The sequence below is a fragment of the Rhizobium sp. P1_E1 genome, from assembly GCF_056406015.1.
The window spans coordinates 1-20398 of record NZ_JBFUAY010000101.1; the positions used below are offsets into that span (position 1 = coordinate 1).

General features: G+C 61.7%; 20 protein-coding genes and 1 pseudogene. 10 read left to right on the top strand and 11 right to left on the bottom strand.

What is annotated here, in order from left to right:
* Positions 1-676: methyl-accepting chemotaxis protein (locus AC1D1Z_RS25150; RefSeq protein ID WP_477851868.1), on the top strand; the 676-nt coding region annotated here is incomplete at its 5' end.
* Positions 677-766: 90 nt separating this feature from the next.
* On the opposite strand, the gene mctP is transcribed toward AC1D1Z_RS25150, so the two are convergent.
* The 5 genes from mctP to AC1D1Z_RS25175 form a co-directional block, all read right to left on the bottom strand.
* On the bottom strand, positions 767-2242 hold the full coding sequence (mctP, locus tag AC1D1Z_RS25155) for a monocarboxylate uptake permease MctP (protein ID WP_047620514.1): 1476 nt from the start codon (positions 2240-2242) through the stop codon (positions 767-769).
* Positions 2232-2429 (bottom strand): DUF3311 domain-containing protein, encoded by a 198-nt coding sequence (locus tag AC1D1Z_RS25160; protein WP_018517713.1) that lies wholly within the window; start codon positions 2427-2429, stop codon positions 2232-2234. Before AC1D1Z_RS25160 ends, mctP begins: the two co-directional genes overlap by 11 nt.
* A 271-nt stretch (positions 2430-2700) precedes the next feature.
* On the bottom strand, positions 2701-3345 hold the full coding sequence (mctR, locus tag AC1D1Z_RS25165) for a two-component system response regulator MctR (protein ID WP_131646976.1): 645 nt from the start codon (positions 3343-3345) through the stop codon (positions 2701-2703).
* Positions 3342-4727 (bottom strand): two-component system sensor histidine kinase MctS, encoded by a 1386-nt coding sequence (gene mctS, locus AC1D1Z_RS25170; RefSeq protein ID WP_131646975.1) that lies wholly within the window; start codon positions 4725-4727, stop codon positions 3342-3344. The genes mctR and mctS overlap by 4 nt, the downstream gene beginning before the upstream one ends.
* A 102-nt stretch (positions 4728-4829) precedes the next feature.
* Complete coding sequence (locus AC1D1Z_RS25175) at positions 4830-5294, bottom strand: Lrp/AsnC family transcriptional regulator (RefSeq protein ID WP_018246856.1); 465 nt, start codon at positions 5292-5294, stop codon at positions 4830-4832.
* 163 nt (positions 5295-5457) lie between these two features.
* Here AC1D1Z_RS25175 and AC1D1Z_RS25180 point away from each other — a divergent pair, with 163 nt between their 5' ends.
* From AC1D1Z_RS25180 to AC1D1Z_RS25200, 5 genes are all read left to right on the top strand, one after another.
* Positions 5458-6237, top strand: coding sequence for an ABC transporter ATP-binding protein (locus AC1D1Z_RS25180; protein WP_018246857.1), 780 nt, complete (start codon positions 5458-5460; stop codon positions 6235-6237).
* 47 nt (positions 6238-6284) lie between these two features.
* Complete coding sequence (locus AC1D1Z_RS25185; protein WP_129421292.1) at positions 6285-7058, top strand: transporter substrate-binding domain-containing protein; 774 nt, start codon at positions 6285-6287, stop codon at positions 7056-7058.
* A gap of 11 nt (positions 7059-7069) precedes the next feature.
* Positions 7070-7795 carry an ABC transporter permease gene (locus AC1D1Z_RS25190; protein ID WP_018449087.1) on the top strand — a complete coding sequence of 242 codons (726 nt, stop codon included), beginning with the start codon at positions 7070-7072 and terminating at the stop codon, positions 7793-7795.
* Positions 7796-7807: 12 nt separating this feature from the next.
* On the top strand, positions 7808-8497 hold the full coding sequence (locus AC1D1Z_RS25195; RefSeq protein ID WP_047620519.1) for an ABC transporter permease: 690 nt from the start codon (positions 7808-7810) through the stop codon (positions 8495-8497).
* A gap of 120 nt (positions 8498-8617) precedes the next feature.
* The gene (locus AC1D1Z_RS25200; RefSeq protein WP_018449085.1) at positions 8618-9526 is read left to right on the top strand and encodes a homocysteine S-methyltransferase family protein; all 909 of its coding nucleotides are present in this window, start codon (positions 8618-8620) and stop codon (positions 9524-9526) included.
* Between the two features lie 35 nt (positions 9527-9561).
* Here AC1D1Z_RS25200 and AC1D1Z_RS25205 read toward each other — a convergent pair whose 3' ends face one another.
* Complete coding sequence (locus tag AC1D1Z_RS25205; RefSeq protein WP_131646974.1) at positions 9562-9996, bottom strand: MarR family winged helix-turn-helix transcriptional regulator; 435 nt, start codon at positions 9994-9996, stop codon at positions 9562-9564.
* Between the two features lie 196 nt (positions 9997-10192).
* Between AC1D1Z_RS25205 and AC1D1Z_RS25210 the strand changes: the two genes are divergently transcribed.
* Entirely contained in the window at positions 10193-12007 is a 1815-nt protein-coding gene (locus AC1D1Z_RS25210; RefSeq protein WP_131646973.1) for a chloride channel protein, read from the top strand.
* A 90-nt stretch (positions 12008-12097) separates the two neighbouring features.
* Here AC1D1Z_RS25210 and AC1D1Z_RS25215 read toward each other — a convergent pair whose 3' ends face one another.
* From AC1D1Z_RS25215 to AC1D1Z_RS25235, 5 genes are all read right to left on the bottom strand, one after another.
* The gene (locus AC1D1Z_RS25215) at positions 12098-12868 is read right to left on the bottom strand and encodes an ABC transporter ATP-binding protein (RefSeq protein ID WP_477851875.1); all 771 of its coding nucleotides are present in this window, start codon (positions 12866-12868) and stop codon (positions 12098-12100) included.
* Between the two features lie 9 nt (positions 12869-12877).
* A complete protein-coding gene (locus AC1D1Z_RS25220) occupies positions 12878-13861 on the bottom strand; it encodes an ABC transporter substrate-binding protein (RefSeq protein ID WP_131646972.1) in 984 nt (327 codons plus the stop codon).
* A 41-nt stretch (positions 13862-13902) separates the two neighbouring features.
* On the bottom strand, positions 13903-14754 hold the full coding sequence (locus tag AC1D1Z_RS25225; protein ID WP_131646971.1) for an ABC transporter permease: 852 nt from the start codon (positions 14752-14754) through the stop codon (positions 13903-13905).
* 10 nt (positions 14755-14764) lie between these two features.
* Positions 14765-16117, bottom strand: coding sequence for an LLM class flavin-dependent oxidoreductase (locus AC1D1Z_RS25230; RefSeq protein WP_477851878.1), 1353 nt, complete (start codon positions 16115-16117; stop codon positions 14765-14767).
* 410 nt (positions 16118-16527) lie between these two features.
* Positions 16528-17307, bottom strand: a complete 780-nt coding sequence (locus tag AC1D1Z_RS25235; RefSeq protein ID WP_028732419.1) for an IclR family transcriptional regulator — start codon at positions 17305-17307, stop codon at positions 16528-16530.
* A gap of 217 nt (positions 17308-17524) precedes the next feature.
* Between AC1D1Z_RS25235 and AC1D1Z_RS25240 the strand changes: the two genes are divergently transcribed.
* The 3 genes and pseudogenes from AC1D1Z_RS25240 to AC1D1Z_RS25250 form a co-directional block, all read left to right on the top strand.
* Entirely contained in the window at positions 17525-18598 is a 1074-nt protein-coding gene (locus AC1D1Z_RS25240) for an ABC transporter substrate-binding protein (protein ID WP_026188806.1), read from the top strand.
* Positions 18599-18620: 22 nt separating this feature from the next.
* The gene (locus tag AC1D1Z_RS25245; RefSeq protein WP_477851880.1) at positions 18621-20135 is read left to right on the top strand and encodes a sugar ABC transporter ATP-binding protein; all 1515 of its coding nucleotides are present in this window, start codon (positions 18621-18623) and stop codon (positions 20133-20135) included.
* Positions 20132-20398: pseudogene (locus tag AC1D1Z_RS25250) on the top strand (ABC transporter permease); the annotation flags it as partial. The gene AC1D1Z_RS25245 and the pseudogene AC1D1Z_RS25250, both read left to right, overlap by 4 nt.

The following is a 20398-nucleotide window of genomic DNA, read 5'->3' on the forward strand; positions in this document are numbered from 1 at the left end:
GGATGCGGTCGATGCCATGGGCAAGATCGAATCCTCCGCCACCGAAATCGGCAGCATCATCGGCGTCATTGATGAAATCGCGTTCCAGACCAACCTGCTGGCGCTCAATGCCGGCGTCGAAGCCGCCCGCGCCGGTGAGGCCGGCAAGGGCTTTGCCGTCGTCGCTCAGGAAGTGCGCGAGCTGGCGCAACGTTCCGCCAAGGCGGCAAAAGAAATCAAGGAACTCATCAACGCTTCGAATGGCCACGTGAAAAGCGGCGTGGCCCTGGTTGGTGAGACCGGAAAGGCGCTGAAAGAGATTGCAGAGCAGGTACAGCAGGTCGACGGCAATGTGGGGGCCATCGTCGGCGCTTCGCAAGAGCAGGCGACGGGGCTGAAAGAGATCAATACCGCTGTCAACAAGATGGATCAGGGCACGCAGCAGAACGCCGCCATGGTGGAAGAAGCCACAGCGGCCGCCCACAACCTGGCCAAGGAAGCCGACGCACTGTTCCAGCTGCTGGGCCAGTTCAACATTGGCGGAGCGGTGGCACCGAAGCGCGTAGCGCAGCCCGCTGCCGCGGCGCCACATGCTCAACCGGCGCCCTCGCCTGCGCGCCAGATGGTTGCCAAAGTGAGTAAGTCGTTCCAGACGAATGGGAATGCAGCATTGGCCGGCGATTGGGAAGAGTTTTAAGTCGTCCTGATTTCCCTCCAGTCTATGCTGGAACGCCAAAGCGGCATGATTTTACGAAGGGCAGCGTTTGCTGCCCTTCGCATTTGAATCTTATGCCCGAGCCGGAGCTTTGACTGGAAGCAGGGCATTGACAACAACCGCAACGCCTATGTTTGCCGCAAGCGCCAGCAGTCCCGTGTAGACGGTGAAGGGTTCGCCGCCGAGGCTGATCAGATGCAGAGGCTTCCAACCGGCATCCCAGACGAGGAAAGTACCGCCGCCGAAGCCGACGAACCAGCCGGCAAGCAGACCGGGTGCACGGAACCAGTTGGTGTAGAGACCGAAGACCAGCGCCGGAAGCGTCTGCAGGATCCAGATGCCGCCGAGCAGCTGCAGGTCGAGTGCGAACTGCGTCGGCAGGAAGATGATGACGAGAAGCGCACCGATCTTCACCACGAGCGAGGTGATCTTTGCAACCTTGGCCTCACCCGCATCGCTGACGCCGGGGTCGACATAGGCTTTCCAGAAATTGCGGGTGAAGAGATTGGCGGCACCAATGCTCATCACCGCTGCCGGCACCAGCGCGCCGATAGCGATCGCCGCAAAGGCGAAGCCGGAGAACCAGCCCGAAAACAGCGTCTTGAACAGCGTGGGAACAACGTCATTGGCGCTGTCGAGCTTCAGGTTGGCGGCATGCCCCATATAGCCGAGCAGCGCCAGAAGACCGAGCAGTAGCGTATAGGCGGGCAGCATGATCGCATTCTTGCGGATCGTCTTGCCGCTGTTGGAGGCAAAGATGCCCGTCAGCGTATGCGGATACATGAAGGCCGCGAGCGCCGAACCCAAAGCGAGCGTGGCATAGGCGACATACTGATTGCCACCGAGCAGCAGGTTGCCGGAACCCTTGGCCTGGAAGGCCGCATCGGCCGAGGCGAAGACATTGGCGTAACCTCCGAGTTTCGACGGGATCAGTGCGACGGCCGCGATCACGACGATATAGATCATGATGTCCTTGACGAAGGCGATCAGCGCCGGTGCGCGCAAACCCGCGGAGTAGGTGTAGAGCGCCAGCACGATGAAGGCGATCGCCAGCGGCAACTCGCCATGCAGCCCGAGCGCCTTCAGGACCGCCGTCATGCCGACGAGCTGGAGGGCAATATACGGCATGGTGGCGATGACGCCCGTTGCCGCCACGGCGAGTTCGAGACTGCGCGATCCGTATTGACCGTGAACGACGTCGGCAGCCGTCACATAGCCGAAATCCTTGGCGCGTTTCCACAGCACCGGCATGACCATGAAGACGAAGGGGTAAACGACGATGGTGTATGGCAGCGCAAAGAAGCCGTAGGCTCCGACAGTATAGACGAGCGCAGGGACGGCGATCACGGTGTAGGCGGTATAAAAATCGCCGCCGACGAGGAACCAGGTGATCCAGGTGCCGAAGTTGCGTCCGCCGAGGCCCCATTCATCGATATGGGCCAGCGTTTCCGGCTTGCGCCAGCGGCTGGCGACGAAGCCCATGACGGTGACGAGCGCGAAAAAGAAGATGAAGACGGCAAGCGCCGTGCCGTTGATGTCAGTCGTCATGGCGGGTGCTCCGATAGGCGATCCAGGTCAGCGTCGCAGTGATCGGCACCCAGAGAAGCTGATACCAGTAAAAGAACGGAAAGCCGAAAAGCGACGGCTCGCGGACATTGTAGAAGGGCGGCCAGAGCAGACCTATGTACGGAATGATGAGCAGCCACAGCGCTGCCTTGCTACGTGGTTTTTCCATGTCGGAATACCTTTCAGGCGCCGCGACGGCGGTCGCCATGTTCCAGTTGTCGGCGTGGAAGGCAGGTCTGTCAGCCGGCGGCCGCGGCAGGCCCGGTTCGGGTCGCCCGAGGTTTTCCGACCGATCGGAAGCTGATGTAATACATGTGAATTCCTCCCAACGGCTCGCACTTGGCCAGCCGTGGATGGAGTCCTATGGCGTTGATTTTGTCCTCACAAGATGGGCGCGCCGCCGAAATGCCGGGGTCTACCCAGAAGTGGGTAGGCTAGATTTACCCGACTTTCGAGACGATGCCGTGATCGAGCGCATAGCGGATAAGGCCTGCCGTGGTCGTGATGCCGAGCTTCCTCTTGAGGTTCTTGCGATGGGTTTCCGTCGTGGCGGAGGTTATCCCGAGCACGTCGGCGATCTCCTTGTTGCTCCTGCCGGCAACGATCAGCCCGAGAATGTCGCGTTCGCGCGGCGTCAGGGGATCGCTCCCCTCCTCGGCGCGCTCGCCCATCAGTGCGTCGAACACGCCCGACGAGAAATATGTCCCCCCACTTGCCACGGTCTCGATGGCCGAAACGATCTCGTCGGTCGAAACGTCCTTCAGGACGTAACCGGCAGCGCCATGCATGACCGAGGAGGAAATATACTCGCGGCTGTCATGCATGGAGAGCATCACGACCCGCGCCTGGGGAAGTTCGTTCCTGAACAATTCGATTGCATCGATGCCGCTCAGCTTCGGCATGTTGATGTCCATCAGCACGACCTGCGGCAGGACTTGCCGGCCGATCTCGAGACCTGTTTGAGCAAGCCCGGCCGTGCCGGCAACTTCGATATGCTCGAATGTTTCGAGCACGGCCTTCAACCCGTCCAGCACCAGCGGATGATTGTCGATCAAGAGCACCCTGATTTTCGGGCGTTCCGTCATGCGGCTTCCGCCTGCTGGTCGGCGGGACGATTGGCCGATTTCGGCATCATCGCCGTCAGCGTCGTCCCGGTCTCGCTGCTGTTGATCAGCAACAGGCCGCGGAAGTGGGCCATCCGCTCCTGCATGTTGCGCAGGCCGAGACCTGATCTGCCGGAGACCCCGTCCTTGATGCCGTCGAAGCCGGTACCGTTGTCGGTGACGGTCATGCGGGCCCGGCCGCCGTCGCTCCAGAGCTTGACCGCAAGCCGGGAGGCGCCCGAGTGCCGCTCGACATTGTTGAACGCTTCCTGTGCGACGCGATAAAGCGCGGTATTGGCTTCGGCCTTGAGCGTGTCGGTGAAGCCCGAAGCGTCGATTTTCGTCTCGATCCCCGTCCGCTCGGCAAAATGATAACACAGCGCCTCGAGAGCAGCCGTCAGGCCGAGGTCGTCCAGCACGCGCGGGCGCAGATCGTGCGACAGCCGCCTGATCTCCTTGATGGCGCTGTTCAGCGCTTCGACACCGCGGTCAATGGTGACAGCCGCGTCGTCGACATTGGTTCTGACCTTGCGGCCGGCAAGATCCATCGCATAGCGCACGCCGACGAGACTTTGGGAAATGCCGTCGTGCAACTCGCGCGCCAGCCGTGCGCGCTCTTCTTCCTGCGTATCGATGACCCGCTGTGTCAGCGCCTTGAGCCGGCTGTCGGCCATGCGGCGCTCGTGGAACGTCAGCAGCATGCAGGTCGTGAAAACGACGAGCACCGAAGGCACGGCGATCAGCGCGACGATGACGAAGGTCCGTCTTATGTTGGCGCGCATCCCGGCATTGGCGGCGGCACTTTGGGCAAAGACATCATCCAGGTAAACGCCGGTGCCGACGACCCAGTGCCATTTGTCGAGACTGACGACGAAGGAGAGCTTGTCGGCGATCTGTCCGGTCGATGGCTTCTGCCATTTGTACTGATGCAGACCGCCGCCAGCTCTTGCCGTGGCGATCAGTTCGGCAATGACCTTGTCGCCATCCGGGTCGGTGAGGTCGAGCCAATTGTGCCCATGGCGGAAACTCTGGCGCGGATGGACGATGTTGTTGCCGTCGTAATCATAGACAAAGAAATATCCGTCCTTGCCGTAATCGAGCGAGGTCAGAATCGCCGCCACCTGCTGCTTGGCGGCTTCGTCGTCGGAACCGGCATTGTCATAGATCGTCTGGATGGCGGACAGGGCAAGATTGGTCAGGTTGAGGATCTCGGCTTCCTTGGTCTTCAGCATGTTCTGCTCGAACGTGTCGATGCTGTTCTTGGCGAGGTTTGCCGATTGCCATGTGATGAAGGTGGTGATCGCAAGGATCGAAATGACGAGCGGAACGATCGCCAATGCGATGATCTGGTGTCGTAACGTCAACGATCATTCCTCCCGAGAATTTGCGCCCGGAATTATGCCCTTTGTCAAATGCGAGTCCAGCGGCTTGTCGGGATCAATGCCGGTGGAGCCATCGCGTCTGCGCTATTCCAGCGGGACGAAGAGGCCGAGTTTGACGTCGCGCAGAACGACATTCGTGTGCATGCGGCGGATCTGCGGATTGTCAGCCATGATCAAGGCAGCGATGTCGTCGTAATGCTCGACGTCGCGGGCGGTGACGATCGCAATCAGATCGACCGCGCCTGTGACATAATAGACCTGCTGGATGTGATCCTGCTTCTCCGCCCAGAGGCGGAACTTGGCCAGCGCGTCGTAATTGTCCCGCTCGATCTCCATCCCGACGATGAACACCATCGCTGTGCCCGTCGCCTTGCGGTCGACGACGGCCACCTCCGCCTTGATGATCCCTTCTTCGCGCAGCCGCTTCAGCCGCCTCTGCACGGCCGAGACTGACAGTCCGATCCGTTCGGCGATCGTTTCGGCTTTCAGCTGGCAGTCGCGCTGAACGATATCGAGAATGTCGCGGTCAAAACGATCGAGTTGTTCCATTGTCCAGTCCTAGTTCTCGCCGCAACAATTCGCGCATTCTGCCGTACTTGCCGCACGAGGAAGATTATTTTGCATAAAATATGCAGAATAGATGAAAACTGCGCGAAAAAACCGCGTTATTTTATCATTATCCTTCGCAAATTCAATTCAGCCGGAACCATGCATGCCAGATCAACCCTTTCCTGCTCTTCGCGTCGAAGATCTCCATAAAAGCTTCGGCTCGCAAGAGGTTCTCAAGGGTATCTCGACGCAGGCCGCAAAGTCCGATGTGATTTCGATCATCGGCTCGTCGGGCTCCGGCAAAAGCACCTTTCTCAGATGCATCAATTTCCTGGAAACGCCTGATCGTGGCCGCATTGCCGTAAACGGCGAGGAAATCGCGCTCAAGATGGGGCGGGGCGGCCGGCTGCAGCCGCGCAGCTGGCGGCAGATCGAGCGGATACGGACCGGATTGGGGATGGTCTTTCAGAGTTTCAATCTCTGGGCCCATCGTACGGTGCTGGAAAACGTCATTGAGGCGCCGGTACACGTCATGGGCATTTCGCGGCGCGAGGCTATCGAAAAGGCTGAGGCCCTGCTCCACAAGGTCGGGCTCTTCGATAAACGCGACGCCTATCCCGCTTTCCTCTCCGGTGGCCAGCAGCAGCGTGCTGCGATTGCCAGAGCTCTCTGCGTGGATCCTGATGTCATGCTGTTCGACGAGCCGACATCGGCGCTTGATCCGGAACTGGTCGGCGAGGTGCTGAAGGTCATCCGCGATCTGGCGGAAGAAGGCCGGACCATGCTGATCGTCACGCATGAAATGCGCTTTGCCCGGGATGTCTCCAGCCGTGTTCTCTTCCTGCATCAGGGACGGATCGAGGAGGAAGGCTCGCCGGAGCAGATATTCGGGGCGCCGGTCAGCGCCCGCTGCCGGGAATTCACCGGCCTCAGCGCCCACTGATGCGCATCGATCTATCATCGACAACACAAACCAGGAGAATCCTGCGAATGAAACTGCTCCCCACACTGTTCGCCGGTGTAGCGCTAGCGCTTTCCGCCGTCACCGCACAGGCCGAAGTCCGCTTCGGCGTCATGAACGAATCCTATCCACCCTTCTTCGCCAAGGACGCCTCCGGCCAATGGCAGGGATGGGAGATCGACCTTATGAATGCCGTATGCGAAGAGATGAAGGAGAAATGCTCGATCGTCGAGATTTCCTGGGATGGTCTCATTCCGGCGCTCCAGAGCAAGAAGTTCGACGTGATCTGGTCGTCGATGTCGAACACCGCGGAACGCTCGAAGGTGATCGACTTCACCGACAAATATTACAACACGCCGAGCACCTTGATCGGTCCCAAGGACCAGAAGCCGGGCGCCACTGCCGAGGACGTGAAGGGCAAGACCATCGGCATTCAGGTGTCGACGATCCAGTCGGAATATTACAAGAAGTACTTTGCCGAGGTTGCGGAGGAAAAGACCTATCAGACGCTCGACGAGGCTTTTCAGGATCTCGCTTCCGGTCGTATCGACTATGTCTTCGGCGATTCACTGGCGCTTGACGCTTTCCTCAAAAGCGATGGCGGCAAGGATTGCTGCGCCAAGATGGGCGACGTTGCCGACGACAAGGAGATTCTCGGCGCTGGCGTTTCGGGCGGCCTGCGCAAGGAAGACACGGAACTGAAAGCCAAGCTGAACACAGCCATCGCTGCCGTCCGTGCCAGTGGCCAATACGACGCCATCAACAAGAAGTACTTCGATTTCGACATCTACGGCGCGAAGTAAGCAGCCCAACGATGGCGACCACGCAACAAGGTATTCTGGACCTGCTGTCTCCCTATCCTCCGGGATGGGGCGGCGTTCTTCTGGCAGGTGCGGTCTCCACGGTCGCCATCTCGGCTTGCGCCTTCGCGATCGGCCTGCTGCTCGGCACGGGCGGCGCGCTTGGGAAGCTTTCGGGCAATCGCATGCTTCGTCTCCTGCTCGATCTCTACACCACGCTGATCCGTGCCGTTCCCGAGCTGATCCTGATCGTCGGGCTCTATTATGCGGGCACCGATGGTCTCAACCGGCTGCTCGCCGCGTTGGACCTGCCACCGGTCAATGTGAACGGCTTCGTCGCGGCCGTCGCCGTGCTGGGCTTCGTCCAGGGTGCCTACATGACGGAGGTGCTGCGCGGCGCGATCCTCGCCATTCCCGTCGGCCAGATCGAGGCCGCCAAGGCCTTCGGCATGGGACCGGTGCTGAGGTTCCGCCGGGTCCTGCTGCCGGCGCTCCTGCCAAACGCGCTGCCGGGTCTTGCCAATCTGTGGATGTCGGTTACCAAGGACAGCGCGCTGGTGGCGGTCGTCGGCTACCAGGAACTGGCGCTCGCCACCCGTCTTGCCGGGGCAAGCACCAAGCATTACTTCGTTTTTTTCCTTGCTTCGGCCCTTCTCTATCTCGCCATCACGCTTGTTTCCAACGTCGTCTTCAAACTGATCGAGGGACGGGTACGGCGGGGACAGCCGCGCCTTGCCTGAAGAAAGCGCCCCATGAGTTTCACCTGGATCTCTTCCTATTGGCCGCTGCTTCTGACCGGCACCTGGCAGACTGTTTGCCTGCTGGTGATCTCCGTGGTGTTCGGCTTCGTCATCGCCATAGGCCTCGCCTTCGCGCAGGTCAGCGGCGGCAGACTGACGCGGCTCCTGGCGCGCAGCTATTGCACCTTCTTTCGCGGCACGCCGCTGCTGATACAGCTGTGGCTTCTCTACTACGGGGTGGGCTCGCTGCTGCCGATGGTCCCCGGCATCCGCCAGAGCCTGTTCTGGCCGATCCTGCGCGAGGGCTTCTTCTTCGCCGCCGTCAGTTTTACCCTGAACTACGCAGCCTATGAGGCAGAGGTGTTGCGCGGCGCGCTGCTTGCCGTTCCCAAGGGCGAACTCGAAGCCGGCCGGGCCTTTGGCCTGTCGCCCTGGATGCTGACCCGCCGCATCTGGCTGCCGCGCGCCATTCGCATCGCCCTGCCGACGATTGCGGGAGAGATCGTCATGCAGCTCAAGGCGACGCCGCTCGCCTTTACGGTGACGGTGATGGATCTCTACGCCGTGGCAAACAAGGTTCGGCAGGACACGCTGCTCGTCTATGAACCGCTGCTGGTCGTCACCCTCTTCTATCTCGCGCTGACCGCAGTGATCGCCCGCGTCTTTCGAGGTCTCGAAGCGCAGGTGCCGGTTCGCCGCTAGGCCGACGGAACAGGACCGGCCCATGAACTCCCTGGCGCACGAACCACGCGCACCTCGCCCACTTTGTTATGAAAAGCCCGCCGCCGATGACGGCGCGACAGACTGAATGGAGACTGCTTCATGAGCACGACGCGAATTCTCGATGGCGGCATGAGCCGCGAGCTGCTGCGGCTGGGTGCCGAACTGAAACAACCGGAATGGTCGGCATTGGCGCTGATCAATGCGCCGGATATCGTCCGTAGGGTACACCAGGAATTTATCGCCGCCGGTTCTGAGGTCGTTACGACGAACAGCTATGCGCTCGTGCCCTTTCACATCGGCGAGGATCGGTTCCGGAAGGAAGGGCCGGCGCTGATCCGTCTCGCCGGTCGCCTGGCGCGCGAGGCGGCGGATGCCGTTACCGATCGGAAGGTGCTGGTTGCCGGGTCGCTGCCGCCGATCTTCGGTTCATATGAGCCGCAGAATTTTCAGCCTTCGCGGGTGCAGGATTATCTCCAGGTGCTTGTCGAGAACCTCGGCCCCTTCGTCGATATATGGCTCGGCGAGACGTTGAGCCTGATCGCCGAGGCAGAGGCCGTCCGCAAGGCGGTGGCGACATCAGGCAAGCCGTTCTGGATTTCCTTCACATTGGCGGATGACGAGGCAGCCATCAGTGGCGGCGAACCGAAGCTTCGCTCCGGAGAAAAGGTCGAGGATGCGGCATCCTGGGCGGTTTCATCGGGCGCTGAAGCTCTGCTGTTCAATTGCAGCAAGCCCGAAGTCATGCAGGCGGCTGTGGAGACGGCAGCCCGGGTCTTCCGAAAGATGGATGCTCACATCGAAATCGGCGTCTATGCCAATGCCTTCGAAGGGGAAACAGGCGACGCAGCCGCCAATGAAGGCCTGCACGATACCCGCGCCGATCTGAATGACGACGCCTATTCGCGTTATGCCTGCTCCTGGGCCGAAGCCGGCGCGACCATCATCGGCGGCTGTTGCGGCATTGGCGCCGCCCATATCCATCGCTTGAGGAAGACGCTTTTGGGTTAAAGCGGCACGTCGGGAACTCGGCTATGTCGCAATTGTCATTTGGCGTTTGACGCCGTCTTCTGGAGTTCGAGGAGAAGCTCGATCAACTTGGGGGCCATCTCCTTTATTTCTGAAAGGTGGACGGCGCTCAGTCGCGTCAGCATCTCGTCCGCTTTGTCAGTGAGCAGAATCGTCTGGCGGCGCCTGTCGGCCGGATCGGCATGACGTTCGACCAGTCCCGCGTCCGACAGCCGCCCGACAAGTTCGGTCGCCGTGTGCGGCGCGATGATCAGCCGCTCGGCCAGCATGCCGATGGTCATGGCATCGCCCCGCTGTCCCTTGATCGCCAGGAGGGCCTGATGCTGCTGTACGGGCAGCCCTTCCGCATGGGCGGCAGAGGCGCTGAAGTCCATGAACTGGCGAAGCGCGAATCTGAGGTCGGCGAGAGCCTCGTAATCCTCCTGTCTCAGCGGCGGCGCGGTCTTCTTCAAAGCTCTTCTCCTCTGCCTCAGCGGCTGCCATGGTCGGGAGCCATTCGGCCATCTCGAATAGAGGGGCACCCGACAACCGGTCAAGGGAGGCATCTACTGAGACATTTTCGTCTGCATGATTTCATCCATTGATTTATATCGTATCACGATATATTGACGCCCTCAAGCGTACCATTTCCGCGTAGCAGAGGCTTCCATGGCGCAGCATCAACCAAGCAACCGGCCGCACGATTTCACCGGCGGCCTTTCCCGGCGCGAGGCCGGCGATTTCACCACCGACAGGCGGGTCCTCCTGCTGGTCGGCATGTCCATTATTGTCGGCACCGCCGGCGCATTTGCCGCCTGGTGTCTCGTCAGCCTCATCGCGCTGGTGACGAATGTCATCTGGCTCGGAGAGATCGGCATCCAGCCCACCTCTCTGGCTACCGTTCCGCGTTCGCTATGGGTGGTGCTGGTTCCGCCGCTGGGCGGTCTCGTCATCGGACTGATGGCTCGCTTCGGATCGGAGAAGATCCGCGGCCACGGTATCCCCGAGGCGATCGAGGCGATCCTGATCGGCGGCAGCCGGATGTCGCCGAAGGTCGCGGTCCTCAAGCCGCTGTCGTCGGCGATCTCCATCGGAACCGGCGGTCCGTTCGGCGCCGAGGGGCCGATCATCATGACGGGCGGTGCGATCGGATCGCTTTTCGCACAATTCTTTCACATGAGTGCGGCCGAGCGGAAGACGCTGCTCGTCGCCGGCGCGGCTGCAGGCATGACGGCGATCTTCGGTTCGCCGATTGCCGCGGTCATGCTGGCGGTCGAACTGCTGTTGTTCGAATGGAAGCCGCGCAGCTTCATTCCCGTCGCCGTCGCCGCCTGCGTGTCGATCTGCTGGCGCCCGCTGCTGTTCGGCACCGGCCCGCTGTTCCCGACCCACTTCCAGGTAGACTTGCCCTGGTGGGGGATTTTCGCCTGTGCGGCGATGGGCATCATCTCAGGCCTGCAATCCGGATTACTGACGACACTGCTCTACCGGATCGAGGACCTGTTCGAAACCTTGCCGATGCACTGGATGTGGTGGCCGATGCTCGGCGGTCTCGTTATCGGCCTCGGCGGTCTGATCGAGCCGCGGGCAATGGGCGTCGGTTACGACATTATCGATGGCTTGCTCAACAACCGGCTTCTCGCCCCGGCTGTCATGTCGATCCTGCTGGTGAAGACCGTCATCTGGTTGTTTGCCCTGTCGTCCGGCACTTCGGGCGGCGTGCTTGCGCCGCTTCTCATCTTCGGCGGTGCTCTCGGATGGCTGGTCGGCCTTGTCATGCCGGGCAACGATCCCGGCTTCTGGGCGCTGCTCGGAATGGCGGCGATGATGGGGGGGACCATGCGCGCGCCGCTGACGGGAACCTTCTTTGCGATGGAGATCACCGGCGATGTCAGCACGCTCGTTCCGCTGCTTGCCGCAACCGTGGTGGCCTATGCCGTCACCGTCCTTCTGCTGCGCCGCTCGATCCTCACAGAGAAGATCGCGCGCCGCGGTCAGCACATCACCCGCGAATACGGCGTCGACCCGTTCGAACTATCCCGGGCAACAGAGATCATGATCAGCGATGTCGACACGCTTCCTGTCACCATGACGGTGGGAGAGGCGTGCGATTTCTTCGCCTCTCAGCAGAAAACGCACCGGATCTATCCGGTGGTCGATGCAGCAGGCAGGCTAGCCGGCGTCATATCGAGAGCCGACGCTCTGCTCTGGCAGGGGAATCCGGACCTCGCCAGTCAGACGCTTGCGGAAAACGTGACTGATGATTCCGTTCCGGTGGGGCATCCGGATGATACGGTCGCATTCATCGCCGATCTGATGCTGTCGACCGGCGACGGACGCATTCCGATCGTCGATCCGACCTCAGGGAAATTGTGCGGCCTGATCGCCCGCAAGGATCTGCTGCGGCTGCGCAGTTCCTACAGGTCGGCCGAGCTGGATCGGCGGCCGTATCTCACCGCCGGAGCGAGGAGCAAGTTGCAATAGCGTTCCGCGGGCGTCCTCCGCATCGCTACTGCTACTGCCGCGCGCCGCATGGATCAGGTCCCATGCGGCGCGCGCTGACGCCTGAAGACTTCAGTGCAGTCCGAACAGGTTCAGCAGCTCTTCGCGGTGTCGAACGAATTCCGGCGCGCTGCGGTCGCGAGGGCGGGGCAGATCGATTTCGATCAGACGCGGCTCGCCGCCCTTCTCCCGCGGCAGGATCAGGATCCGGTCGGCCAGGTAGATCGCCTCCTCGAGATCGTGGGTGACGAGGATGGTCGTCACATCCTCATCGCGCCAGATCCGTGCGAGTTCCTGCTGCATGCCGATCTTGGTCATTGCGTCGAGCGCGCCGAGCGGTTCGTCGAGCAGCAGGATCTCGGGCTGGACGGCCAGAGCCCGGGCGATGCCGACGCGCTGGGCCATGCCGCCGGAGAGCTGTCGGGGATAGGCCGCCTCGAACTGCTGCAGGCCGACGAGCTTGACATAATGGCGCGCCCGTCCCCTCGCCTGCTCACGCGACAGGCCCCTTGTTTTCAGCCCGAAGGCCACATTGTCGAGCACGGTCAGCCAGGGCAGAAGGCGCGGTTCCTGAAAGATGACGGCGCGCTCTGCGCCGACGCCTCGCACCGCCTTGCCATCGACGAGAACCTCGCCCGTGTCGGAATCCTCAAGACCGGCCAGAACCCTGAGCAGGGTTGTCTTGCCCGAGCCGCTGGCGCCGACGATGGCGAGGCTTTCGCCGGAGCGGACGTGGAGGTTGACATCCCTGAGAACCTGTAKAGGTGCCCCGTTCAACCTGTAGGATTTGGAGAGGTGACGGATCGTCACTTCTCCGCGGCGGGTGTCCTCAGCGATGCTCATCACCATTCCTCAGTTGCTTGCCGGCTTGGCATCGGCGGTAAAGAGGATGTCTTTGGCCGCCAGCTGGCCCTGCTTCAGCTTGCCTTCGCGAACCAGCACGTCGATCCAGAACTGGATGTCGCGCTCGACCGGCAGGCCGCCGGCGCGCACGCCATAGCCGCGGAAGTATTGCGCGATATCAGCGTTCTCGCCGCGCTCGCTGAGGGCCTTGGCCAGGATCTTCTTGGTTTCCTCAGGATGTTCGCGAGCATAGTCGAGGGCGCGGGCCGACTGCTCGACGAAAATCTTCGAGACCTCCGGATGCTGGCGAATGAAATCGCGGCGCAGTACCACGAAGCCCCCGGCAATGTCTCCAAGCACGTCGGTATCGTCAAAAATCGCGCGCAGGCCGCCCTTCTTGAGCGCGGCCCCCTCGAAGGTCGTCTGCCAATAGCCGAAGGCGGCAATATCCACCTGTTTGGAGCGCAGCACCTGCTCAAGCTGCGGCCCGGGAACGACGATCTGATTGGCTGCGTCCGTCGGCAGGTCGACGGAATGCAAGGCCTCGCGGATGGTATAGTCGAGATGCGCGCCGAGCGTATTGACCGCGATGCTCTTGCCGGCGATGTCCTTGATACCCTTGATGGGGCTGTCTTCCAGCACGTAGAAGGTCGACTGCACCTCATCATTGATGCCGTTCGAGGGATAGGCGGCGACGAAATCATTGCCGCCGATGATCGAATTCAGGACGGCGGAGGTTGCTGCGCTGCCGATCTCGACATCACCGGATGCGAGAGCGATGAGGGAGGCCGGGCCACCCTGGGCATAGCCGACATTTTCCAGCGTGATGCCCGTGCCGTCGAAATAACCGAGTTCGGCGGCGAGTTCATGGGCGGCAAGACCGCCCTGGCTGGCGAGGTAGCGCAGCTTCACCGTATCGGTGGCTGCGGCCGGCGTGGCAAGACCGAGAGCGATCACAGCCGGCAGAAGGATGTGGCGGGGATGGAATGTCATGTGGTGGTCCTTTTCGGAAGTGGAAAATCGGTGAAAGCAGGTCAGCGGCTCGGCTGAGACCAGCGGCAGAGGCGGCGCTGCAGCAAAACGAGCAAGGCATTGGCTGCAAGCCCAAGGAAGGCGAGCAGAAGGATCGCCGCAAACATCAGCGGGATCTGGAAATTGTACTGGGCGTTCATCACCTGGAAGCCGATGCCCTTGTTGGCGCCGATCATCTCGGCGGCAATCAGCAGGAGAAGCGCAGTCGTCGCCGAAAGACGCAGGCCGACGAAGATCGCAGGCACCGACGCCGGCAGGATGACGCGGTGGAAGATCGCCAGCGATCCGGCGCCATAGGTCCGCGCCATCTCGATAAGCTTCTTGTCCACCTCCTTGACGCCGCTGATCGTGGCGAGCAGGACCGGAAACAGCGTCGCCCAGAAGATCACGAAGATCTTGGATGTCTCGCCGAGGCCGAGCAGCAGGATAAAGACCGGATAGAGCGCCAGCGCCGAGGTCTGGCGGAAGAGCTGCAGGATCGGATCGAGCGCCTGTTCGACAGCACGAACCTGGCCCATGAACAGGCCGAGCGGAATGCCGATCACCACGGCAAAGGCGAAGGCGGTTCCGGATCGCTGCAGACTGATGGCGATGTCATCCAGCAGTGCGCCGTTGGCAAGATTGGTCCAAAGAGCGGACAGGATCACGTTCAAGGGCGGGAAGACCGCGGGATTGACCCAGCCCCAGGTGCTCGACACCTGCCAGAGCACGAGGAAGCCGATGAGAAGGCCATAACGCGGCAAAAGCGATGCGAGCACGCCGCGCGCATGCGAGGCGAGAGTGGAAATATTGCTTTCGCTGCTCTTCAGGCGGCCGAAGCTTCTCGGAAGAGTCTGGTTGATCTCATAAGACATGGACCGCTCCTCACTCTGCTGCCTGGAGAGCTGCGCGTCCTGCAGCCCATCGATTGGTCGGGAAAGGCAGGCCGAGGTTTTCGCGAAGCGTCTTGCCCTCATAAGCGGTCCGGAACAACCCGCGGCGCTGCAGTTCCGGGATGACCAGATCGACGAAATCGTCGAGCGCTGTCGGCAGCCAGGGCGGAAGAATGTTGAAGCCGTCGGCAGCTTCGTTCTCGAACCATTTCTGCAGCGTATCGGCGATCTGTTCGGGCGTTCCGACGATGGTGTAGTGACCGCGGGCGGAGGCAATCCACTGATAGAGCTGGCGAATGGTGAAGTTGTTCTCGTCGGCGATCTGGCGGATGAGGRCCTGGCGGCTCTTCATGCCTTCCGTCGGCGGCGCGGGCGGCAGAGGCCCGTCGAGGTCATAACCGTGCAGGTCGAGCGTGCCGCCGGTCAGCCCATTGAGGAGACCGATCCCGTCTTCTTCGACGATGAGCGAGGTCAGACGGTCGTATTTCTCGCGCGCTTCCGCCTCGGTCCTGCCGACGAAAGCGGATACACCGGGCATGACGAGGATGTGATCCGGATTTCGGCCGAGACCACGGGCGCGTGCCTTGATGTCCCGGTAAAACTCCTGGGCGGTTTCGATATGCTGATGGGCGGTGAAGATGACCTCGGCCGTTGCTGCGGCGAGCCCGCGTCCGTCTTCGGATTGGCCGGCCTGGACGATGACGGGATGCCCCTGCGGCGATCGCGAGACGTTGAGCGGACCGCGCACGTTGAAGTGCTCGCCGCGGTGGTCGGTGTCGTGCAGCTTCGACGGGTCGAAGAACACGCCGGATTCCTTGTCGCGGATGAATACGTCGTCTTCGAAGCTTTCCCAGAGTTTGCGGACAACGTCGACATGCTCGGCAGCGCGGCGATATCGGTCTGCATGCGGAAGCTGGGTATCGCGGTTGAAGTTCTGCGCCGTCAGGTCGCCCGTCGTGGTCACGACATTCCAGCCGGCGCGGCCCTCCGAGATCAGATCCAGCGAGGCGAACTTGCGGGCGGTCGTGTAAGGCTCTTCGTAGGTGGTCGAGGACGTAGCGATAAAGCCGAGATGGGAGGTGAAAGGCGCAAGAGCGGAGAACAGCGTCACAGGTTCGAAGCCGGCGACGCGGGCGTTGCCGCCTTCGCGTGCTCCACCGAAACCGACAGCCAGTCCGTCGGCCAGGAAATAGGCATCGAAGAGCCCGCGCTCGGCCGTCAAAGCGAGACGTTTGTGAAACTCGAAACTGGTCGCGCCATCAGCCGGCTGGTCGGGATGCCGCCATGAAGCAACATGCTGTCCGCCACCGGGAAGAAATGCCCCAAGTCTGATTTTCCGTGTCATTTCGAGTCCTCTCCGTTTGCCGTCAACAGCTCGGCCTTCCCCAAGGCCAAGTATAAAATTGGCTGTTGGACTGCTAAAATACGTTCTCTATTAATTTTATAGAGAAACTTAATTTCATAGTTTCGGAGGAAGAGTGAATAGATTTCCCGGATTGGCGTGAAATCGGAAATCAACGATCGGCGTGGCTACTCCGGGGTATGCGAGCGCGGGCCGGCAAGCGGGATCTGCCGGCGTGGCGAAGAGCCCCGGCTGAGACGACAATGGGCTAGTTCTTCTTAGCGTCCCGTGCCCRCCGCAGCACCGCCGGAGCGAGCATGATCCGATTTGACGAGCATGGAATTGAATGCCGGCTTAAGCACGAGCATCCGTGCCACCTGACATCGATGCCTTGATATACTCAGGCATCAGCCTCATTTCGGCCGGGTCGGGGCATGGTCGAGGCCGGCGGCGGCCTTCTTCAGGCAGTCGAGGTAGCGGTCGCGGTTGGCAATGCCATCGTCGCGCGGCGTGACGAGGCAGAGCGTTGCGGCGGCATGACCTTCCTCGCCGCGCACCGGTACGGCAAAACAGTGGGTGAAACTGTCGACGATGCTGTTGAAGGTGAAGAGACCTTCACGCTCGGCTTGGCGCACCTCGGCGATGAAGGTTTGCGGCTCGAGCCATTCGCCGTTCGGCAGGCGAAAATCCTGCGGCGGAATGAAGGTCAGGATCTCCTGATCCGACAGATGCGCGACGAGCAGGCGGCCCGAGGCCGTCCACGGGATCGGCACCGACTGCCCGACATCCGTCGAAATGCGGAAGGGGCGTGCGCCTTCGCGCATGCGAACGACCGTGTATCTGTTTCCATCCAGCATGCAGAACTGCGCCGTCTCCCGCGTCTCGTCGGCAAGCTGTTCCAGCGCCGCCTCGCATTCGCGGGTGAAGTCGAAATGGTTCTCATAGGCTGCGCCGAGGAAATACAGCTTGCGGCCGAGATAGACACGCCCCTCGCCGCCGGTGAATTCCAGAATGCCGTTCTGCAGTAGCAGGTTGACGAGCTCGTAAACCGACGAGCGCGGTGCGCCGATCTGTGCGGCGATTTCGTTCGGCTTCAAGGCCTGCCGCTTCTGGCGCAGGAAATCGAGGATCTCGAAGGCGCGGTCGAGCCCTCGGGCGCGCTTGCCGGCTGCTTCGTCCTGAACTGCATCCATTGCTGTCGATCCTTTTTTGTCCGGCCAAGCTTTTCAAGCCGTCTGCCGCATCTGTCAATCGATCCGTCATTCATCGCGAATGAAATTTTTGCACCCCTCTTGCGAGGTAAAAAAATCGGCATAAGATCGCCTCGTCCGGTATATAGATCACATGTACATTATATTGGACATAGATGGCAAGCCGTCAACGCTGCCGCACACAAAAAAGGGGATCAACATGAAGAATCTTGAAAACGGCATTTCCGCTTCGCTGCGCCGCCGCCTTCTTGCGGGTGCCGCCGCCGCTGCGGCACTCCTCGTCTTTTCGGCCGGCACGGCCTCAGCCGCCGCCAATTGCATCAAGGGTGACAGGAAGGCGCCCTATACGATCGGCTGGGCGAACATCTATTCGGTGCCGACCTGGATGAAGCAGACCGAAGGCACCATCACGGCTGAAGTGGAGGAGCTGAAGAAGGCGGGCCTTGTGAAGGACCTGATGATCACGGACGCGCAGGGCAACGCCCAGACGCAGATCCAGCATATCCAGTCGATGATCGACGCCAATGTCGATGCCATCGTCGTGATCGCCGGTTCCTCCAACGCGCTCGACCGTGTCATATCAGACGCCTGCGACAAGGGCATCGCCGTCGTGAATTTCGACAGCCTTGTCAACACCGACAAGGTGACGGCGAAGATCAATACCGATTCCAACGAATGGGGCGCGACCGCCGCCAAGTGGATGGTCGGCCAGCTCGGCGGCAAGGGCAAGATCATCATCATGAACGGCCCGGCCGGCATTTCGGTGAGCGACGACCGCCGCAAGGGCGCCCAGCCGGTCCTCGATGCCAATCCCGGTCTCCAGGTGATCACCGAGACGAACACGGAATATAACGTCGCCCCGGCACAGGAAGCGATGACCAGCCTGCTTTTCGCCAATCCAGAAATCGACGGCGTGCTGTCGCTCGGCGGCGCCCTGTCGGCCGGCTCGGTGCTCGCCTTCGAGCGCCAGGGCCGCGACCAGGTGCCGACGACAGGCGAAAACGCAAGGCAGTTCCTGGAACTCTGGAAGGAGAAGGGACTGAAGGGCTGGGCGACCATGCAGCCCAACTGGCTCGGCGCGCTTTCCGTTTACACCGCCGTGCAGGCGCTGGAAGGCAAGGACGTTCCAGCCTTCGTCAAGGTGCCGCTGCCTGTCATCGACGACAGCACGATCGGCAGCTACCTCGCACGGGCCGACAAGTTCCCGGCTGACGGCTATATCTACTCGGACTACGACAAGGCGCTCTTCGACAAGCTGCTTGCCACCAAGTAATCCCGGGTTGAGGAAAGCCGTCATGACGGAAGAAAGACCCCTGCTGGAAGCCCGGCAGGTGTTCAGGGGATTTTTCGGCAATCCCGTTTTGAAGGGCGTCGATATCGCCCTTCTGCCGGGCAGGGTTCACGCCCTGCTCGGCGAAAACGGCGCCGGCAAATCCACGCTGATCAACCTCCTGTCCGGTGCCCTCCAGCCGGACGGTGGTTCCATCCTCGTCGATGGCAAGCCCGTCGGGCGCTTCAGCCCGGCGGTTGCGCGCGCGGCCGGTATTGCTGTCGTTCAGCAGGAGCTGAGCCTCACCGCCAGTCTGTCGATTGCTGAAAACATCGGGCTCGGCGCATTTCCGCGCCGGTTCGGTCTCATCGACTACAGAGCGCTTCATCGCGGCGTGCTGGACGTCTGCGATATGGTGGGGCTCACCGAGCCGCTCGACATGCCGGTCGCCGATCTGGCGCTTGGCCGCCGCCAGATGGTGGAGATCGCCAAGGCGCTGTTCCGCAAACCACGCGTGCTGATCCTGGACGAGCCGACGTCGTCGCTTTCCGCACACGAAGCCGGCATCCTCGCCCGTCTGATCGAGACCCTCAAGGACCGTGGCACCGCACTTCTCTACATTTCTCACCGCCTCAACGAAGTGCAGGCGCTCTGCTCGCATGTCACGGTGCTGAAGGACGGCTTGGTCACCGCCGACCAGTCGCTGTCCGGCATCGACGGTGAAGGCCTGGTGCGCCTCATGGTCGGCCGCGAGACCGGCGACCTGTTCCCACCGCGCTCCGTCACAGCACCCGGCGCGATGCGCATCAACGTCGAAGGTTTTTCCGCCGGCATGGTGCGAGACATCGGCTTCTCCGCCCGTGCCGGCGAGATCGTCGGCATCGGCGGGCTCGTGGGGCAAGGGCAGGAAGACCTGCTGCTTGGCCTCTACGGCGCGATTCCGGCAGCGGCTTCCAGAGCGGAGGTTACCGGCAAACCCGCCCTGCCCGCCCATGTCGGCGAGGCGAATGCCGCCGGCATCGTCTATGTCCCGGCCGACCGCAAGCATGAGGGGCTGGTGCTGCCCCACTCCATCGCATCCAATCTCATCTTGCCCTCGCTTGGACGGCTCGCCAGCAAGGGCCTGCGGGACCGGCCGGCGGAAAACGGCCTGGTCGCCGATCTCGCGCGGCGGCTGACGATCAAGGGCGACACGGCCCGCCCGGTGCAGGCGCTTTCCGGCGGCAACCAGCAGAAGGTGGCGCTCGCCAAATGGCTGCCGCTCGATCCCTCCGTTCTGCTCCTCAACGATCCGACGCGCGGCGTCGACATCGGGACCAAGCGGGAAATCTACCTCATGCTCCGTGCCTTCGCCGCCGAGGGGCGGCTCGTCATTCTGGCTAGCTCCGATACGCCGGAGCTCGTGCATCTCTGCGACCGTGTCGTGGTTCTGCGCGAGGGGCGCGTCGCAGCGGCGCTGTCGCAAGATGAAATCAGCGAAGGAGCGATTGTTGGCGCAGCCATGGGTATTACGGCCGCGACGCAGGGAGAGGCGGCATGAGCACAAGTTCGTCATCCCGGCTCTACGGCTCGATCCAGCTCCGCCGCAACCGCGGCCTTGCCGGACTCTATCTGGTTGTCGCAGCCTTTCTCGTCATCTACGCGCTGCTATTTCCCGGCATCCTTTCGATCGGCGGCTTCTCCAAGTTCACGCAGAACTGGTTCCCGCTCGCGCTCGTCACCATGGCGCAGGCGCTGCTCATGCTGAACGGCGGCATTACGCTGGCGATCGGCCCGCTCGTCAGTCTTGGAGCGGTGATCGCC

Excerpts from the sequence above, each read along its gene's own strand:
- mctP (WP_047620514.1), bottom strand. The coding sequence starts at position 2,242 with ATGACGACTGACATCAACGGCACGGCGCTTGCCGTCTTCATCTTCTTT.
- AC1D1Z_RS25160 (WP_018517713.1), bottom strand. The coding sequence starts at position 2,429 with ATGGAAAAACCACGTAGCAAGGCAGCGCTGTGGCTGCTCATCATTCCG.
- mctR (WP_131646976.1), bottom strand. The coding sequence starts at position 3,345 with ATGACGGAACGCCCGAAAATCAGGGTGCTCTTGATCGACAATCATCCG.
- AC1D1Z_RS25175 (WP_018246856.1), bottom strand. The coding sequence starts at position 5,294 with ATGGAACAACTCGATCGTTTTGACCGCGACATTCTCGATATCGTTCAG.
- AC1D1Z_RS25180 (WP_018246857.1), top strand. The coding sequence starts at position 5,458 with ATGCCAGATCAACCCTTTCCTGCTCTTCGCGTCGAAGATCTCCATAAA.
- AC1D1Z_RS25185 (WP_129421292.1), top strand. The coding sequence starts at position 6,285 with ATGAAACTGCTCCCCACACTGTTCGCCGGTGTAGCGCTAGCGCTTTCC.
- AC1D1Z_RS25190 (WP_018449087.1), top strand. The coding sequence starts at position 7,070 with ATGGCGACCACGCAACAAGGTATTCTGGACCTGCTGTCTCCCTATCCT.
- AC1D1Z_RS25195 (WP_047620519.1), top strand. The coding sequence starts at position 7,808 with ATGAGTTTCACCTGGATCTCTTCCTATTGGCCGCTGCTTCTGACCGGC.
- AC1D1Z_RS25200 (WP_018449085.1), top strand. The coding sequence starts at position 8,618 with ATGAGCACGACGCGAATTCTCGATGGCGGCATGAGCCGCGAGCTGCTG.
- AC1D1Z_RS25210 (WP_131646973.1), top strand. The coding sequence starts at position 10,193 with ATGGCGCAGCATCAACCAAGCAACCGGCCGCACGATTTCACCGGCGGC.
- AC1D1Z_RS25220 (WP_131646972.1), bottom strand. The coding sequence starts at position 13,861 with ATGACATTCCATCCCCGCCACATCCTTCTGCCGGCTGTGATCGCTCTC.
- AC1D1Z_RS25225 (WP_131646971.1), bottom strand. The coding sequence starts at position 14,754 with ATGTCTTATGAGATCAACCAGACTCTTCCGAGAAGCTTCGGCCGCCTG.
- AC1D1Z_RS25235 (WP_028732419.1), bottom strand. The coding sequence starts at position 17,307 with ATGGATGCAGTTCAGGACGAAGCAGCCGGCAAGCGCGCCCGAGGGCTC.
- AC1D1Z_RS25240 (WP_026188806.1), top strand. The coding sequence starts at position 17,525 with ATGAAGAATCTTGAAAACGGCATTTCCGCTTCGCTGCGCCGCCGCCTT.
- AC1D1Z_RS25245 (WP_477851880.1), top strand. The coding sequence starts at position 18,621 with ATGACGGAAGAAAGACCCCTGCTGGAAGCCCGGCAGGTGTTCAGGGGA.